This is a genomic window from Streptomyces sp. NPDC051684 (assembly GCF_044453445.1).
In the GTDB taxonomy this organism is placed as follows: domain Bacteria; phylum Actinomycetota; class Actinomycetes; order Streptomycetales; family Streptomycetaceae; genus Streptomyces.
Genome location: NZ_JBITCS010000008.1, coordinates 94,959 through 109,463, shown reverse-complemented (window position 1 = coordinate 109,463; position 14,505 = coordinate 94,959). Strand labels below are relative to the sequence as shown.

At 70.8% G+C, this 14,505-nt stretch carries 15 protein-coding genes; 14 read left to right on the top strand and 1 reads right to left on the bottom strand.

Annotation, left to right across the window (positions count from 1 at the left end; genetic code table 11):
- Nucleotides 1–13: 13 nt before the first annotated feature.
- The 14 genes from ACIA8D_RS12340 (at nucleotide 14) to ACIA8D_RS12275 (ending at nucleotide 13,509) form a co-directional block, all read left to right on the top strand.
- Nucleotides 14–388 carry an FKBP-type peptidyl-prolyl cis-trans isomerase gene (locus ACIA8D_RS12340; RefSeq protein ID WP_399231257.1) on the top strand — a complete coding sequence of 125 codons (375 nt, stop codon included), beginning with the start codon at nucleotides 14–16 and terminating at the stop codon, nucleotides 386–388.
- Between the two features lie 129 nt (nucleotides 389–517).
- Complete coding sequence (locus tag ACIA8D_RS12335; RefSeq protein ID WP_399231255.1) at nucleotides 518–1,471, top strand: helix-turn-helix transcriptional regulator; 954 nt, start codon at nucleotides 518–520, stop codon at nucleotides 1,469–1,471.
- Nucleotides 1,472–1,489: 18 nt separating this feature from the next.
- Nucleotides 1,490–2,446 carry a helix-turn-helix transcriptional regulator gene (locus ACIA8D_RS12330; protein WP_399231253.1) on the top strand — a complete coding sequence of 319 codons (957 nt, stop codon included), beginning with the start codon at nucleotides 1,490–1,492 and terminating at the stop codon, nucleotides 2,444–2,446.
- Nucleotides 2,447–2,564: 118 nt separating this feature from the next.
- Nucleotides 2,565–2,810, top strand: coding sequence for a hypothetical protein (locus tag ACIA8D_RS12325; protein ID WP_399231251.1), 246 nt, complete (start codon nucleotides 2,565–2,567; stop codon nucleotides 2,808–2,810).
- 9 nt (nucleotides 2,811–2,819) lie between these two features.
- Complete coding sequence (locus ACIA8D_RS12320; protein ID WP_399231250.1) at nucleotides 2,820–3,017, top strand: hypothetical protein; 198 nt, start codon at nucleotides 2,820–2,822, stop codon at nucleotides 3,015–3,017.
- A gap of 260 nt (nucleotides 3,018–3,277) precedes the next feature.
- On the top strand, nucleotides 3,278–3,568 hold the full coding sequence (gene tatA / locus ACIA8D_RS12315; RefSeq protein ID WP_399231248.1) for a Sec-independent protein translocase subunit TatA: 291 nt from the start codon (nucleotides 3,278–3,280) through the stop codon (nucleotides 3,566–3,568).
- A gap of 51 nt (nucleotides 3,569–3,619) precedes the next feature.
- A complete protein-coding gene (tatC, locus tag ACIA8D_RS12310; protein WP_399231247.1) occupies nucleotides 3,620–4,594 on the top strand; it encodes a twin-arginine translocase subunit TatC in 975 nt (324 codons plus the stop codon).
- Between the two features lie 42 nt (nucleotides 4,595–4,636).
- On the top strand, nucleotides 4,637–5,524 hold the full coding sequence (locus ACIA8D_RS12305) for a diacylglycerol kinase (protein WP_399231245.1): 888 nt from the start codon (nucleotides 4,637–4,639) through the stop codon (nucleotides 5,522–5,524).
- A 70-nt stretch (nucleotides 5,525–5,594) separates the two neighbouring features.
- Entirely contained in the window at nucleotides 5,595–8,405 is a 2,811-nt protein-coding gene (locus tag ACIA8D_RS12300; protein ID WP_399231243.1) for a DEAD/DEAH box helicase, read from the top strand.
- A 356-nt stretch (nucleotides 8,406–8,761) separates the two neighbouring features.
- The gene (locus ACIA8D_RS12295; protein ID WP_399231241.1) at nucleotides 8,762–10,465 is read left to right on the top strand and encodes an ATP-binding protein; all 1,704 of its coding nucleotides are present in this window, start codon (nucleotides 8,762–8,764) and stop codon (nucleotides 10,463–10,465) included.
- Complete coding sequence (locus tag ACIA8D_RS12290; protein ID WP_266721521.1) at nucleotides 10,462–10,869, top strand: roadblock/LC7 domain-containing protein; 408 nt, start codon at nucleotides 10,462–10,464, stop codon at nucleotides 10,867–10,869. The genes ACIA8D_RS12295 and ACIA8D_RS12290 overlap by 4 nt, the downstream gene beginning before the upstream one ends.
- Nucleotides 10,866–11,273 (top strand): DUF742 domain-containing protein, encoded by a 408-nt coding sequence (locus tag ACIA8D_RS12285; protein WP_399231239.1) that lies wholly within the window; start codon nucleotides 10,866–10,868, stop codon nucleotides 11,271–11,273. The genes ACIA8D_RS12290 and ACIA8D_RS12285 overlap by 4 nt, the downstream gene beginning before the upstream one ends.
- Complete coding sequence (locus tag ACIA8D_RS12280; RefSeq protein ID WP_399231237.1) at nucleotides 11,254–11,901, top strand: GTP-binding protein; 648 nt, start codon at nucleotides 11,254–11,256, stop codon at nucleotides 11,899–11,901. The genes ACIA8D_RS12285 and ACIA8D_RS12280 overlap by 20 nt, the downstream gene beginning before the upstream one ends.
- A 75-nt stretch (nucleotides 11,902–11,976) precedes the next feature.
- Nucleotides 11,977–13,509, top strand: a complete 1,533-nt coding sequence (locus ACIA8D_RS12275) for a cytochrome P450 (protein ID WP_399231235.1) — start codon at nucleotides 11,977–11,979, stop codon at nucleotides 13,507–13,509.
- 25 nt (nucleotides 13,510–13,534) lie between these two features.
- Here the strand turns inward: ACIA8D_RS12275 and ACIA8D_RS12270 are convergent, their stop codons facing one another.
- Complete coding sequence (locus ACIA8D_RS12270) at nucleotides 13,535–14,494, bottom strand: pseudouridine synthase (RefSeq protein ID WP_399231233.1); 960 nt, start codon at nucleotides 14,492–14,494, stop codon at nucleotides 13,535–13,537.
- Nucleotides 14,495–14,505 lie beyond the last annotated feature (11 nt).

The following is a 14,505-nucleotide window of genomic DNA, read 5'->3' as shown; positions in this document are numbered from 1 at the left end:
AGGAGCGCTTCACGTGAACATCGACAAGCCCGAGGTCGACTTCCCGATCGGTGACGCACCGACGGACCTCCAGATCGAGGAGATCTGGGAGGGTGACGGGGCCGAAGCGAAGGCCGGCGACTTCGTGAAGGTCCACTACGTGGGTGTGTCCTTCTCGACCGGCGAGGAGTTCGACGCCTCCTGGAACCGGGGCAACCCGCTGGAGTTCCAGCTCGGCGCCGGTCAGGTCATCGCGGGCTGGGACAAGGGCGTGCAGGGCATGAAGGTCGGCGGCCGTCGCCGGCTGACCATCCCGGCGCACCTCGCGTACGGCGACCGTGGCGCCGGTGGCGGCCGCATCGCCCCCGGCGAGACGCTGATCTTCGTGTGTGACCTGATCGCCGTCTGAGCCAGTCACACCTTGACCGCAAGCGGTCATCCGAGGGCCCATGCCTGTTGGCATGGGCCCTCGGCTTTTGCCGCGACACTCCCGAGCGGTACGGTCGTCCGTCGGGAGTCACCTGAGGAGAGGGCGTCGATGGCGATTGCCAAGGCCGAGCGGCTGATGAATCTGGCGCTGTGTCTGCTCGGGACGCGGCGCCCGCTGAGCAAGCGCGAGCTGCGCGGATCCATCGAGGCCTATCTCGAGGCGGGCAGCGACGATTCCTTCAACCGGATGTTCGAGCGCGACAAGGACGATCTGCGCGAGCTCGGCCTGGTCATCGAGACCGTGGAGAACCTGGACGGCGAGGTCGGCTATCTGGCCGGACGCGACAGCAACCGACTGCCGCCCGTCACGCTCGACGCGGAGGAGGCCGCCGCCCTCGGTCTCGCCGCGAAGGTCTGGCAGCAGGCCCGTCTCGCGGGCGCGGCGAGCGGCGCGCTGCAGAAGCTGCGCGCGGCCGGGATGCCCGAGGACGTGGACCCGTACGAGGGCCATGGCGCGCTCGAGCCGCGGATTCCGGCGCACGAGGCATCGTTCGAGCCGCTGATGCTGGCCTGCCGCGACCGGCGTCCCGTCGTCTTCGACTACCGCAAGGCCACGGCCGCCCGGCCCGAGCAGCGGCACGTGGAGCCGTGGGCCCTGGAGTGCTGGCGCGGTCACTGGTATCTCGCGGGCTGGGACCGCGACCGGCAGGCCGAGCGGGTCTTCCGGCTGTCGCGGATCACCGGCAAGGTGCGCTCGCGCGCCGGGCAGTTCCAGGTGCGGGTGCCGGACGTGGTGACCGTGCGGGAGACCGTCGCGAGCTGGGCGGGGGAGACCGCCGACCGCTCCGCGCTGATCAGGCTGCGGGCGGGCGCCGGCTATCCGCTGCGCGCGAAGGCCGGTTCCGTGCGCGATCTGGGCGACGGCTGGGACGAGGTGGTGATCCCGTACGGGCACGGTCTCGACGCCTGGCTCGTGGAGTTCGGCCCGGACGTGGTGGTGCTGGAGCCCGCCGAACTGCGGGCCGATGTCGTGGACCGGCTGCGCGCGGTGGCCAAGGGCTGAGGGGGAGTACGAACAACCATGGCTGCCAACGCCATCGACCAGACCCGCCGGATGCTGTCCCTGGTGACGTATCTGCGCGAGCGCCCCGGCGCGCGCGTGGAGGATGTCGCGCGGGCCTTCGGCATCACCGAGGACGAGCTGATCTCCGACCTGGACGTGCTGCCGCTGTGCGGGACGAGCTTCCGGGGCGGCGATCTGCTGGACATCGACACCGACGGCGACCGCATCTGGTGGCACAACCCGGATGATGTCGCGGAGCCGCTGCGGATCGCGGCCGACGAGGCGACCGCGCTTCTGGTGGCCGCTCGCGCGGTGGCCACGTTGCCGGGGCTGCGGGAGAGCGACCGGCTCGCGCTGCTGCGGGCGACCGCGAAGCTGGAGGCCGCGGCCGGTGAGGTGGCGGGTGCGAGTGCGCGCCTGAGTGTCACCTTCGAGTCGGAGGGCGGCGTCTTCGCGGACGTCGACCGGGCGATCTCGGAGCGGCGCCGGCTGTGGATCCGCTACTACTCGCCCGCGCGGGACGAGGTGACCGAGCGGGAGATCGACCCGATCCGGCTCGTGAGCGTCGGCCACACCTACGTAGAGGCGTGGTGCCGGCGTTCGGAGGCGCGGCGGACGTTCCGGCTCGACCGGGTCGCCGAGATCAAGGTCCTGGACGAGCCGTCGGCGCCGCCGGAGGTCGAGCTGCGGGACCTGTCCGAGGGGCTTGTGCAGCCGGCGGCCGAGGACCCCGAGGTGGTCGTCGAGGTCGGCCCCGGCGGGCGCTGGGTCGCCGAGTACTACCCGCACGACAGCGCGGAGGAGCAGCCGGACGGCGGGCTGCGGATCACGCTGCGCACGCCGGACCCGTCCTCGCTGCGCCGGCTCGCGCTGCGGCTCGGCAGGGACGGGCACATCGTGGCGCCCGCCGACCTGGCGACCAGCGCACGGGACGCGGCGCGCGAGGCGCTCGCGGCGTACGACGGGGTGGCGTGAGGGAGTTGACGGAGCCCCCGGATCCCCGGCGTTGCGGCGCGACGTACGGTGCACAACGGACAAAAGGTGCGAGGTGTGTGACATGACTGGTGTGGCCGGTTTCACTGACATTGCCGAAATGCCCGCCACGGCGTCCGCCGTGGCGCCCGTCGTCTTCAGGGCCGCCTGCCCCGACTGTCGCGCCAGCTTCGAACTGGCCGCCTCGGCGATCCGGTTGGCGATCGGGGGCAGCAGCCGCACCACGTTCTACTCGTTCACCTGTCCCGAGTGCGAGACCTTGGTGCGCAAGCCCGCCGGTGAGCGCATCATCGAACTCCTCACCGGTGGCGGGGTGCGCACGCTGCGCCTCCACCAGACCGTCTAGGCTCGGCGCATGTTCTGGGCGATGCTGGCGGTTGCTGTGGGTTTTGTGGGGCTCGCCGTGCTGGCGGTCCTCGCGGTGCGGGTCTTTGCCGAGGCGCAGCGCCTCGGGCGTCAAGTGGCCGACACCACGCAGCGGATCAACCGCGCGGCGGAGGATCTCGAGCGGGCCGCCGTAGGAGTCGCGAAGGCCGGCGGCGACGTGGCCTGACGGCCCGTCGGCGCCCTCGGCGGGAGCGTGGAAAGCGCTTTACCGTCGCGGCCTGTCCCGTTGTCGTGGTCGGCGGGTACGCTCCCTTTGGCGGTCCGGTAGTGAGGCGCGGTCCGCAATTGGGAGGATGCATGGGGATTGCCTCGTGTTTACCCCCACGGGATACGATCGCTGCCAGCACGGTGGTCGGACAACAGTCCGAGGTCCGATCGGTACCGGCAGCCCCGCCCCCTGCCGCCTCAGTGAGAAGGTAAACGGATATGTTCGGAAGGCTCGGTGCACCCGAGATCATCCTGATCCTCGTAGTGGTCATTCTGCTGTTCGGCGCGAAGAAGCTTCCCGACATGGCGCGTTCGCTGGGCAAGTCGGCCCGCATCCTCAAGAGCGAGGCCAAGGCCATGAAGAGCGAGGGCGGCGACAAGTCGGCCGCTCCCGCGGACTCGCCGCAGGACGCCTCGACGTCGGCGCAGCGCACCATCAAGGCGGCCCCCGGTGACGTGGACAGCTCGCGTCCCGTGAACGAGCAGACGAACCAGACGACCAAGAGCTGATCGAAGGCCGCCCCTGCCATGGCGGCCTGCCGCACGAGATGAGGACGTGGGTTGCTCAAGTCTGCCCGCAAACAGGAGAAGGATCCCGAGGGGCGGATGCCGCTCGCGGAGCACCTGCGTGAGCTCCGCAACCGGCTCGCGAAGGCGCTCCTGGCCGTCGTCGCGATCACGGTCGTTGCCGCGTTCTTCTACAACGACATCATCAACCTGATCACCCGGCCGATCCTCGACTCGGTCGGCTGTGAGCAGTCGTTCTCGGAGCTGGCGAAGTCCACGTCGGACAAGCCCTGCGCCCAGATCACGCTCAATGGTCTGCTGACCCCCTTCACGCTGGCGCTGAAGGTGTCGTTGATGGCCGGTGTCGTGGCCGCCTCGCCGGTCTGGCTGTACCAGCTCTGGGGCTTCGTGGCCCCCGGACTGCACCGGCACGAGAAGAAGTACGCATACGCGTTCGTCGGCACGGGTGCGCCGCTCTTCGTGGCCGGCGCCTACTTCGCCTACTCGGTGCTGCCGACGACGGCCAAGGTCCTCATCGAGTTCACTCCGGGCAACGCCCAGAACCTGCTGCCGCTCGACGACCTCCTCGACCTCGTGCTGCGCATGGTGCTCGTCTTCGGCCTCGCCTTCGAACTGCCGCTGCTGCTCATCTTCCTCAACCTGATCGGGGCGATCACCGGCAGGCGGATGCTCGGCTGGTGGCGCGCGATGATCATGGGCATCACGGTGTTCGCCGCCGTCGCGACGCCGAGCACGGACCCGCTGACCATGCTGGCGCTCGCGGGCCCCATCTGGGTCCTCTACTTCGGAGCGGTGCTCTTCTCGCTCCTCAACGACCGGCGCAGGCGGCTGAGCGAGGCCGCGGGGCCCGATGACGACGAGGCCTCCGAGCTCGACCTGACGCCCGAGGACATCGGCGAGATCGAGTCCGTGCCGGCGAGCCGGGCGCTCCCCGAGCAGGCGACCGCCGAGCGCTCGGACACGGCGACCCGCACGGACCGGGTCAACGGTTACGACGATGTGACCTGAGGTAACTCCAGTTCGGGGCCGGGCACTTGTTAGTGTCCGCCCGTGAGCAGTGAGATCACCCTCTTCGTCAATCCCACCGCGGGACGCGGCCGGGGCGCACGCGCTGCGCAGCCGGCCGCTTCGGCTTTGCGGGCCGCCGGATTCCAGGTGCGCACCGTCGTCGGCACGGACGCCGACGACGCCCTCGCACGCGCGCGTGCGGCGGTGGCGGAGGGCACCGGGGCGCTGGTGGCCGTCGGCGGGGACGGCCTCGTGAACCTGGCGCTGCAGGCGGTCGCCGGGACCGACACGCCGCTTGGGATCGTCGCGGTGGGCACCGGCAACGACTTCGCCCGCACGCTCGGGCTGCCGATCCGCGACCCGGCCGCGGCCGGCGGGCTCGTCGCCGAGGCGCTGAAGGGCTCGCTGATCCGCGAGGTCGACCTCGGCCGGATCGGAGAACACTGGTTCGGCACCGTGCTCGCCTCCGGCTTCGACTCCCGCGTCAACGACCGCGGCAACCGGATGCGGCTCCCGCTCGGCCGCTTCAAGTACGACCTGGCGATCGCGCTGGAACTGGCCACCTTCAAGGCGGTGCCGTTCAAGCTGACCCTCGACGACGGCTCCGTGCGCGAGGTCCCCGCGACCCTGATCGCCGTCGGCAACGGGGCCTCGTACGGGGGCGGCATGCGGATCTGCGCGGACGCCGACATCGGCGACGGCCTGTTCGACGTGACCGTGGTCGGCGACTGCTCCCGCACGACCCTGCTGAAGGTGTTCCCGCGCGTCTACAAGGGGACGCACCTCGACCACCCGGCGGTGAGCGTGTACCGGGCCGCGCGTGTCGAGCTGGCCGCCGAGGGCATCACGGGCTACGCGGACGGGGAGCCGGTCGGCGCGTTGCCGCTGGTCGCGGAGTGCGTGCCGGGGGCGGTGCGGATCCTCACCTGAGACCCCGCCGGGGGCCTTGCCGGATAATGATCGTCCGATGTCAGTGGTCGTCGGTAGGCTGGAAAGCACGATGACAGAGGACCTCTCCCCGGCCGAGCGGTATGCGGCAGCCCGTCAGCGGGCCGCCGAGCAGGCCACCGCGCTCGCGACCTTCCGCGAGATGTACGACTTCGGCCTCGACCCCTTCCAGATCGAGGCGTGCCAGGCGCTGGAGGCGGGCAAGGGCGTCCTGGTCGCGGCGCCCACCGGCTCCGGCAAGACGATCGTCGGCGAGTTCGCCGTACACCTTGCCCTTCAGCAGGGCAAGAAGTGTTTCTACACGACCCCCATCAAGGCCCTGTCGAACCAGAAGTACCAGGACCTCGCGAAGCGCTACGGCGCGGACAAGGTCGGCCTGCTCACGGGCGACAACAGTGTGAACAGTGACGCGCCGGTGGTCGTGATGACCACCGAGGTGCTGCGCAACATGCTCTACGCGGGCTCGCAGTCGCTCCTCGGGCTCGGCTACGTCGTGATGGACGAGGTGCACTACCTCTCCGACCGCTTCCGCGGCGCCGTCTGGGAAGAGGTGATCATTCACCTCCAGGAGTCCGTGACACTCGTCTCCCTGTCGGCGACGGTGTCGAACGCGGAGGAGTTCGGCGACTGGCTCGACGCCGTGCGCGGCGACACCGAGGTGATCGTCTCCGAGCACCGGCCCGTGCCGCTGTTCCAGCACGTGCTGGCCGGGCGCCGGATGTACGACCTCTTCGAGGAGGGCGAGGGCAGCAAGAAGGCGGTCAACCCCGACCTGACGCGGATGGCGCGCATGGAGGCCAGCCGCCCCTCGTACCAGGACCGCAGACGCGGCCGGCACATGCGCGAGGCCGACCGGGAGCGGGAGCGCAGACAGCGCTCCAGGATCTGGACGCCGGGCCGCCCCGAGGTCATCGAGCGGCTCGACTCCGAGGGCCTGCTGCCCGCCATCACGTTCATCTTCAGCCGGGCCGCCTGCGAGGCCGCCGTCCAGCAGTGCCTGTACGCGGGCCTGCGGCTCAACGACGAGGACGCGCGGGCCGAGGTCCGCTCGATAGTCGAGGAGCGCACGGCGGCGATTCCCGACGAGGACCTGCACGTCCTCGGCTACTTCGAGTGGCTCGAAGGCCTGGAGCGCGGCATCGCCGCACACCACGCGGGCATGCTGCCGACGTTCAAGGAGGTCGTCGAGGAGCTGTTCGTGCGCGGCCTGGTGAAGGCCGTGTTCGCGACGGAGACCCTGGCGCTCGGCATCAACATGCCCGCCAGGTCGGTGGTCCTTGAGAAGCTCGTCAAGTGGAACGGCGAGCAGCACGCGGACATCACGCCCGGCGAGTACACGCAGCTCACGGGCCGCGCAGGACGGCGCGGCATCGATGTCGAGGGCCACGCCGTGGTGCTGTGGCAGCGCGGCTTCAGCCCCGAGTACCTGGCGGGGCTCGCGGGCACGCGTACGTACCCGCTCAAGTCGAGCTTCCGGCCGTCGTACAACATGGCGGTGAACCTGGTCGAGCAGTTCGGTCGGCACCGCTCCAGGGAGCTCCTGGAGACGTCCTTCGCGCAGTTCCAGGCGGACCGCTCGGTCGTGGGCATCTCGCGGCAGGTGCAGAAGAACGAGGAAGGGCTCGAGGGCTACAAGGAGTCCATGACCTGCCACCTCGGCGACTTCGAGGAGTACGCCCGGCTGCGGCGCGAACTCAAGGACCGCGAGACCGAGTTGGCCAAGCAGGGCGCGGCGCAGCGGCGCGCGCAGGCGGCGGCCGCGCTGGAGAAGCTGAAGCCCGGTGACGTGATCCACGTGCCGACGGGGAAGTTCGCGGGCCTCGCGCTCGTCCTCGACCCGGGCATTCCGGCCGGCCGGTCCAACGGGCACCGCGGTTTCGAGCACCACGACGGGCCGAGACCGCTGGTGCTGACCGCCGAGCGCCAGGTCAAGCGGCTCGCCTCGATCGACTTCCCGGTGCCGGTCGAGGCGCTGGAGCGGATGCGGATCCCGAAGTCGTTCAACCCGCGCTCGCCGCAGTCCCGGCGGGACCTCGCCTCCGCGCTGCGCACCAAGGCCGGCCACATCGTGCCGGACCGGCACAAGAAGAAGGGCCGCTCGCAGGCCGCCGACGACCGCGAGATCACGCGGCTGCGGGCCGAGCTGCGGGCGCATCCGTGCCACGGCTGCTCGGACCGCGAGGACCACGCGCGGTGGGCCGAGCGCTACTACCGGCTGAAGCGGGACACCGGGCAGCTGGAGCGGCGGATCGAGGGGCGCACCAACACGATCGCGCGGACCTTCGACCGGATCGTCAAGCTCCTGACGGAGATGGACTATCTGCGCGGCGACGAGGTGACCGAGCACGGCAAGCGGCTCGCCCGCCTCTACGGAGAGCTGGACCTGCTCGCCAGCGAGTGCCTGCGGGACGGCGTCTGGGAGGACCTGAACCCGGCCGAACTCGCCGCGTGCGTCTCGGCGTTGGTGTTCGAGGCGCGCGTCGCGGACGACGCCCTCGCGCCCAAGCTGCCCGCGGGCAGGGCGAAGGCGGCGCTCGGCGAGATGGTGCGGATCTGGGGGCGGCTCGACGCCCTGGAGGAGGAGTTCCGGATCAACCAGGCGGAGGGGGTCGGCCAGCGCGAGCCCGACCTCGGCTTCGCCTGGATCGCGTACCAGTGGGCCTCCGGCAAGGGGCTCGACGAGGTGCTGCGGGAGGCCGAGATGCCGGCCGGCGACTTCGTGCGCTGGTGCAAGCAGGTCATCGACGTGCTGGGGCAGATCGCGGCGGCCGCGCCCACCGAGGGTTCCACGGTGGGGAAGAACGCGCGCAAGGCCGTGGACGCCGTGCGCAGGGGAGTCGTCGCCTACTCCTCGGTGGGGTAGCGGCACAGGAGCAGGAGCAGGACGTACGTCGGCGGGCCCACCTGGATGCCAGGTGGGCCCGCCGCTGCGTTCGGGCGTGTTCGTGCGCGCGGACGTCATTGCTCCATGTGTGCGAATCGCGACCGAGCGTGTAAATGGAGCGAGTGTATTCCTGTCGTGGGGCCGATTTCAGGGCCTTGCTGAATATGACACGGCAATGATCTGGCGGGACTAAGCTCGCTCGCAGCGCACCGAGTTGGGATGAATTCGGCCGCTTGTTCCCCTATGCGCCGAAGTTCCGTGATGCGGCGTACGTCAAGTGTGCCGAACCATCCTGAATCTCCGACGTCCCAGACCCGACCGTTCAGAGGGCATACATGGTGAGTGTTCAATCGCCTCCCGGTGGCCGAGAAGTCCCCTATCTGCGCGTGCTGTTGCTGCCCGCCATGGTCTTGGCGGCCGCCACCGGAGCAGCCGCCGCCCTGGTCACGGAGCCCGCCCGCCCTGCCGTCGCCCTGTGCGGCGCGCTCGGCGTGCTCCTCGTGCTCGCCGTCTCGGCCGAGGCGGTCCGCCGCGGCCGCGTCAACAGGGCGCAGCGCACCCGATACACCCGGCACGTGGCCGAGTTGGAAGCCCGCATAGCCGCCCAGGAACAGCGCACCATGCGGGTGGCCAAGGAGGTCTTCCCGCACGCCCTGTACCGGATGTCCGCAGGCGACCGGCCGTACGACGCCGTCCGCAACACATGCGATGCAGAGCCCGCCTTCCGTGATGTCACGCCGGGCGAGCGCGAGTTGATGAGCGTGGCGCTCAAGCAGATCGACCGGGAGATCACGATGCGGGACGCGGCGCAGCGCGCCTTCGTCTCCGTAGCCCGTCGCGTCCAGGCCATCGTGCACAAGCAGGCCGAGGAACTCCGCGAGATGGAGGAGGACCACGGCCGCAACCCGGAGGTCTTCGACGACCTGCTGCGCGTCGACCACGGCACGGCCCTGATCGGCCGCCTCGCCGACTCCGTCACCGTCCTCGGCGGCGCCCGCCCCGGGCGGCAGTGGCCCAAGCCGGTCAAGCTCTACAGCGTGCTGCGCGGCGCCATGTCGCGCATCCTCGAGTACCCGCGCATCGATCTGCACGCGATCTGCGACGTGGCCATCAAGGGCGTCTCCGTCGAGCCCGTCATCCACGCCTGCGCCGAACTCCTCGACAACGCGACCCGCTACTCGCCGCCGACCACCCGCGTGCACGTCACCGCGGTCGAGGTGCAGACCGGCGTCGCCATCGAGATCGAGGACGGCGGCGTCAGCCTCAGCGAGGAGCAGCGCCGCAAGACCGAGGGCATGCTGGAGAAGGCCAAGGCCGGCTACGACCTCAACGACCTCGGCGAGAGCCCGCGACTCGGCCTGGCGATCGTGGGCCGGCTCTGCGCGATGTACGACATGCAGATCTCGCTGCGCCAGTCCGCGTACGGCGGCGTGCGCGCGGTGCTCGTCGTGCCGCGCGACATGATGAGCACCCAGCACGCCCCGGGTCTCGCCCACGGCATCGGCGCCTCCGCCGTGCCGCGCGTCGACCACAAGGGCCTGCCGGTCAAGGAGGAGCCGCGGCTGAAGAAGACGCGTCGCCCCACCACGGGACCCCGTCCCGTCACGGGCCCGCGCCCCTCCGCCCCGCTCGTCGCCGCGATGGAGGACGACGTACCCGTGGTCACGGAATGGCGGGCCAACGGGCTGCCGCAGCGGCGCAGGAAGTACGACACGAAGGTCATCGAGGACCAGATCATCGTGACGCCCCGCAACCCGGACCTCTCGACGCCGCCACCCGCGGCGGACCCCGCCCCGGCGGCGTACGGGACTCCGGCACCGGCCTCCGCCCCGACCGGGGAGCAGTACGGACACGGCGGGGCCGAACAGCCCGAACCCGGCCTGTGGGTCGAGGCGTTCATGAACGGACTGAAGCCCGAGGGGGGCCAGGCCGGGGCGGCCGACGGGGTGGGGCAGCACCCCGCGCAGGAGCCGGAGGGCTCGGCCAAGCCGCATGACGACGCGTACAACCAGCAGGTCGACGAGGGAGACCGTCAGTGATCCAGCAGCGGGCCAATTTCGACTGGATGCTCAAGGAGCTCGCCGAGTGCGTGCCCAATGTGAAGCAGGTGGTCGTGCTCTCCTCGGACGGGCTGCGCATCGCCCGGTACGGCGGTGATCCCGATGCCGCGGACCGGATCGCCGCCGCCTGCGCGGGACTTCAGTCCCTCGCCTCCGCCGTCGCCACGGAGATCCCGGAGAGCAGCGGCAAGATGAACATGGTCATCATCGAGGTCGACGGCGGCTTCTTCTATCTGATGGCCGCGGGCAAGGGCGCGTATCTCGCCGTGCTCGCCGACCAGTTCGTCGACGCGGGCCTCGTCAGCCACCAGATGCGGGATCTCGTCATCCGCATCGGCGCCCATCTGACGAGTCCGCCCCGGCGCAACGGCCAGACCGTATGACGCACCGTCCCCCCGAACCCCCGTTCAGGGAACCGCCGCCCAAACGCGAACGCCGGGCGCAGCAGGGCGACGGCAAGCCCGATCCCGAGCGTCTGTACGTCATCACGGGCGGCACCGACGGGAGCGACCGCGCGCCGCTCGACCTGGTGACCCTGATCGTGGCGCGCGGCGATCCGCCGCCGGCGTCGCCGCCCGAACAGGCCGCCGTGATCCGCCTGTGCAAGACGCCCCTGTCGACGGCTGAGATCTCGGCCTACCTTGCCCTGCCGTTCAGCGTGGTCACCGTGCTGCTCGGCGAACTCCTCGCGGCCGAGCTGGTCCAGGCGCGCGCGCCGGTGATCCGCGGCGCGGTCGCGGACCGTTCCCTTCTCGAAGCGGTGATGCATGGACTACAGAAGCTCTGACAGCACGGCCGGGACCGACACCGCGATGAGCGTGCACATCCCCGGTCCCCGGGCCGAGGAACGACTGCCCGACACCGTCACGTCGGCCGTGAAGATCGTCATCGTGGGCGGCTTCGGTGTCGGCAAGACCACCATGGTCGGATCCGTCAGCGAGATCCGCCCGCTCACCACCGAAGAGACCATGACGCAGGCGGGCATCGGCGTCGACGACAACTACGGCTCGGAGACCAAGACCGCCACCACCGTGGCCATGGACTTCGGCCGGATCGGCATCACCGAGGAACTCGTCCTGTACCTCTTCGGCACGCCGGGACAGGAGCGGTTCTGGTTCCTGTGGAACGGCCTGTTCGAGGGCGCGCTCGGCGCCGTCGTGCTCGTCGACACCCGCCGCCTCGAAGTCAGCTTCGACGTGATCGGGCGGCTCGAGGAGCGCGGAGTGCCGTTCGTGATCGCCAACAACGCCTTCCCCGACGGGCCGCGCTACCCCACCGAGGAGCTGCGCAAGGCGCTCGACCTGGACCCGCACGTCCCCATCGTCGAGTGCGACGTGCGGCGCCGGGCGTCGAGCCGCGAGGTGCTGCTGACGCTGATGCGCTTCCTGCACGAGATGGCGCTGCACCACGCCTGACGCCTGCTCAACATCCCTTTTGCCGCACGTAGTTCGCTTCTTCTTACGTCGAACCACACCGACCGGAGCATTCCCGTGACGTCACCCTCCCAGCCCTCGCAGTCGCCCACCGCATTCGACGCACCCGGAGACTCCCCGCTCGCACCGCCCGGCTGCCCCGCCCACGCCCTCGGTCCCGACGGCCTTCGCCGGCTCTACGGTCCCGAGGCGGACGCGGACCTCGCCGGTGTCTACGAGAAACTCCGCGCCGAGTACGGCCCGGTCGCCCCGGCGCTCATCCACGAGGACGTCCCCATGTGGGCGGTGCTCGGGCACACCGAGAACCTCCAGATGGTGAGCACCACCTCCCTGTTCAACCGGGACTCCCGGAACTGGACCGCCGTCAAGGACGGCACCGCGGGGCCCACGCACCCGCTCGCCCCGGTCTTCACCTTTCAGCCCATGTGCGCGATGGAGGAGGGCGCGGAGCATCTGCGGCTGCGCAGCCCGGTCACCGCCGCCGTCGAGACCGTCGAGCACCGTGAGCTGCGCCGCTCCATCAACAGGGCCACGCAGGAGATCATCAACCGGTTCTCCGAGCGCGGCCGCTGCGAGGTCGTCGGCGAGTTCGCCGAACACCTCCCGATGATGGTGATGCTGGAGATGCTCGGCGCCCCCGAGGCGTACAGCGAGCGCATCGTGCAGGCCACCCGCGATCTGCTCAAGGGCGGCGAGTCGGCGATCGCGTGCAACGAGTACCTGATGGGCATCCTGATGGACCTCGCCGTCCGGCGCCGCGCACAGCCGCTCGAGGACGACTTCACCAGCACCCTGATCACCGCTCCCTCGGGGCTCACCGACGACGAGGTCGCGCAGAATCTTCGGGTCATCCTCATCGCCACGTACGAGGGTTCGGCCAACCTCATCGCGAACGTGCTGCGGGTGGTGCTCACCGACCCCCGGTTCCGCGCGCGGCTCAACGGCGGGCAGATGACCGTGCCGGAGGCGGTCGAGCAGTCGCTGTGGGACGAGCCGCCGTTCAGCGCCAACGTCGGCTACTTCGCCAAGGCGGACACGGAACTGGGCGGTCAGCGGATCCGTGCGGGGGACGGCCTGATCTTCGGCATCCAGCCGGGCAACGCGGACCCGAGGGTACGGCCCGAACCCGGCGCCCACATGATGGGCAACCGCTCGCACCTCGCGTTCGGCGGCGGCCCGCACGAGTGCCCCGGGCAGGACATCGGGCGCGCGGTGGCGGAGATCGGGGTCGACGCGTTCCTGATGCGCCTGCCTGACGCCGAACTCGAGGTCCCCGAGAGCGAGTTGCGGTGGACCTCGACGATCATGGGGCGGCACCTCGTGGAGCTGCCGGTGGACTTCTCGCCGCGTCCGCCGCAGGACGTGAAGTCCCAGCCGGGGCAGCTGCCCTCGCAGCGGCCGGACTGGAAGATCACGTCGGGTGCGGTGCCCACGCCGCCGGCCGCGACGGCGCCCATGCCCGCGCCCGCGGCTCCGGCGGCCCCCGAACCGGCCGCGCAGCCCCCGTACTCGTACGCGCAGCCGAACCCGCAGGAGCAGGTCGGGCTCGGCGTCTGGCAGCGCTTCCTGCGCTGGTGGCGCGGTGAGTGAACCGGGCCCCTGAACCACCGGGTGGCTAGACGGGCCCCTGCTCCCACTCCTCGTACGCGGTCCAGGCCGTGAGTTCCCTTCGGCTCGCGAAGCGGTGCTCGCGGCCGCTCACCGGGTCCCTGAACTCAAGGGTCCGGGACAGGAGTTGGAGGGGGCGCCGGAAGTCGTCGTCCGCCGCGCGGTCGGCGACCTCCGGGAAGAGCGGGTCGCCGAGGATCGGCAGGCCGAGGCGGTTCATGTGGACGCGCAGCTGGTGCGTCCTGCCGGTGTGCGGGGTCAGGCGGTAGAGCGCCAGGTCCCCCTTGCGCTCGGCGAGTTCGATACGGCTCTCGGCGTTCGGCTCGCCGCCCGGCACCTCGAAGGCGGGGAGTCGTCCGGGCACCTTCTCGATGCGGCCGCGCAGGGTGACGGGGAGTTCCACCCCCGGGTCGTACGCGGCGACGGCCTCGTACCGCTTGGTGACCAGGCGGTCGCGGAACAGGGTCTGGTAGTGGCCGCGCTCCTCGGGCCGCACCACGAACAGGACGAGTCCGGCCGTGAGGCGGTCGAGGCGGTGCGCCGGGCTCAGCCGTTCGATGCCGAGGTCGCGGCGGAGCCGGGCGAGCGCGGTCTCGGTGACATGGCTGCCGCGTGGCGTCGTGGCGAGGAAGTGCGGCTTGTCGGCGACCACGATGTGCTCGTCGCGGTACACGACCTCGACGGGGAACGGGACGGGGACCTCGGGCGCGAGCTCGCGGTGGAACCACACGCTGCCGCCCACCTCGTAGGGGCTCTCGGCGGTGACCGGAAGCCCGTCCGCGGTCACGAACGCCCCCTGCGCGATCATCCGGTCGATCACCGTGTCCTCGGCGGGCAGCGTGTGCACGAGGTGGTCCCGGACGGTGCGCCCCGGCCCGCCCTCCGGCATCCGTACGCGGACGGCGTCGATGCCTTCGCGCTGCGGGAGCGGGGAGGGCGGCGGTGCGGGGCGCTTGCGTCTTCTCACAGAGGGAAAGG

What these genes read in the sequence shown, in the direction of transcription:
- ACIA8D_RS12285 (WP_399231239.1), top strand. Translation starts at nt 10,866, where the DNA reads ATGACGCACCGTCCCCCCGAACCCCCGTTCAGGGAACCGCCGCCCAAA.
- ACIA8D_RS12335 (WP_399231255.1), top strand. Translation starts at nt 518, where the DNA reads ATGGCGATTGCCAAGGCCGAGCGGCTGATGAATCTGGCGCTGTGTCTG.
- ACIA8D_RS12320 (WP_399231250.1), top strand. Translation starts at nt 2,820, where the DNA reads ATGTTCTGGGCGATGCTGGCGGTTGCTGTGGGTTTTGTGGGGCTCGCC.
- ACIA8D_RS12300 (WP_399231243.1), top strand. Translation starts at nt 5,595, where the DNA reads ATGACAGAGGACCTCTCCCCGGCCGAGCGGTATGCGGCAGCCCGTCAG.
- ACIA8D_RS12295 (WP_399231241.1), top strand. Translation starts at nt 8,762, where the DNA reads ATGGTGAGTGTTCAATCGCCTCCCGGTGGCCGAGAAGTCCCCTATCTG.
- ACIA8D_RS12330 (WP_399231253.1), top strand. Translation starts at nt 1,490, where the DNA reads ATGGCTGCCAACGCCATCGACCAGACCCGCCGGATGCTGTCCCTGGTG.
- tatA (WP_399231248.1), top strand. Translation starts at nt 3,278, where the DNA reads ATGTTCGGAAGGCTCGGTGCACCCGAGATCATCCTGATCCTCGTAGTG.
- ACIA8D_RS12280 (WP_399231237.1), top strand. Translation starts at nt 11,254, where the DNA reads ATGGACTACAGAAGCTCTGACAGCACGGCCGGGACCGACACCGCGATG.
- ACIA8D_RS12325 (WP_399231251.1), top strand. Translation starts at nt 2,565, where the DNA reads ATGCCCGCCACGGCGTCCGCCGTGGCGCCCGTCGTCTTCAGGGCCGCC.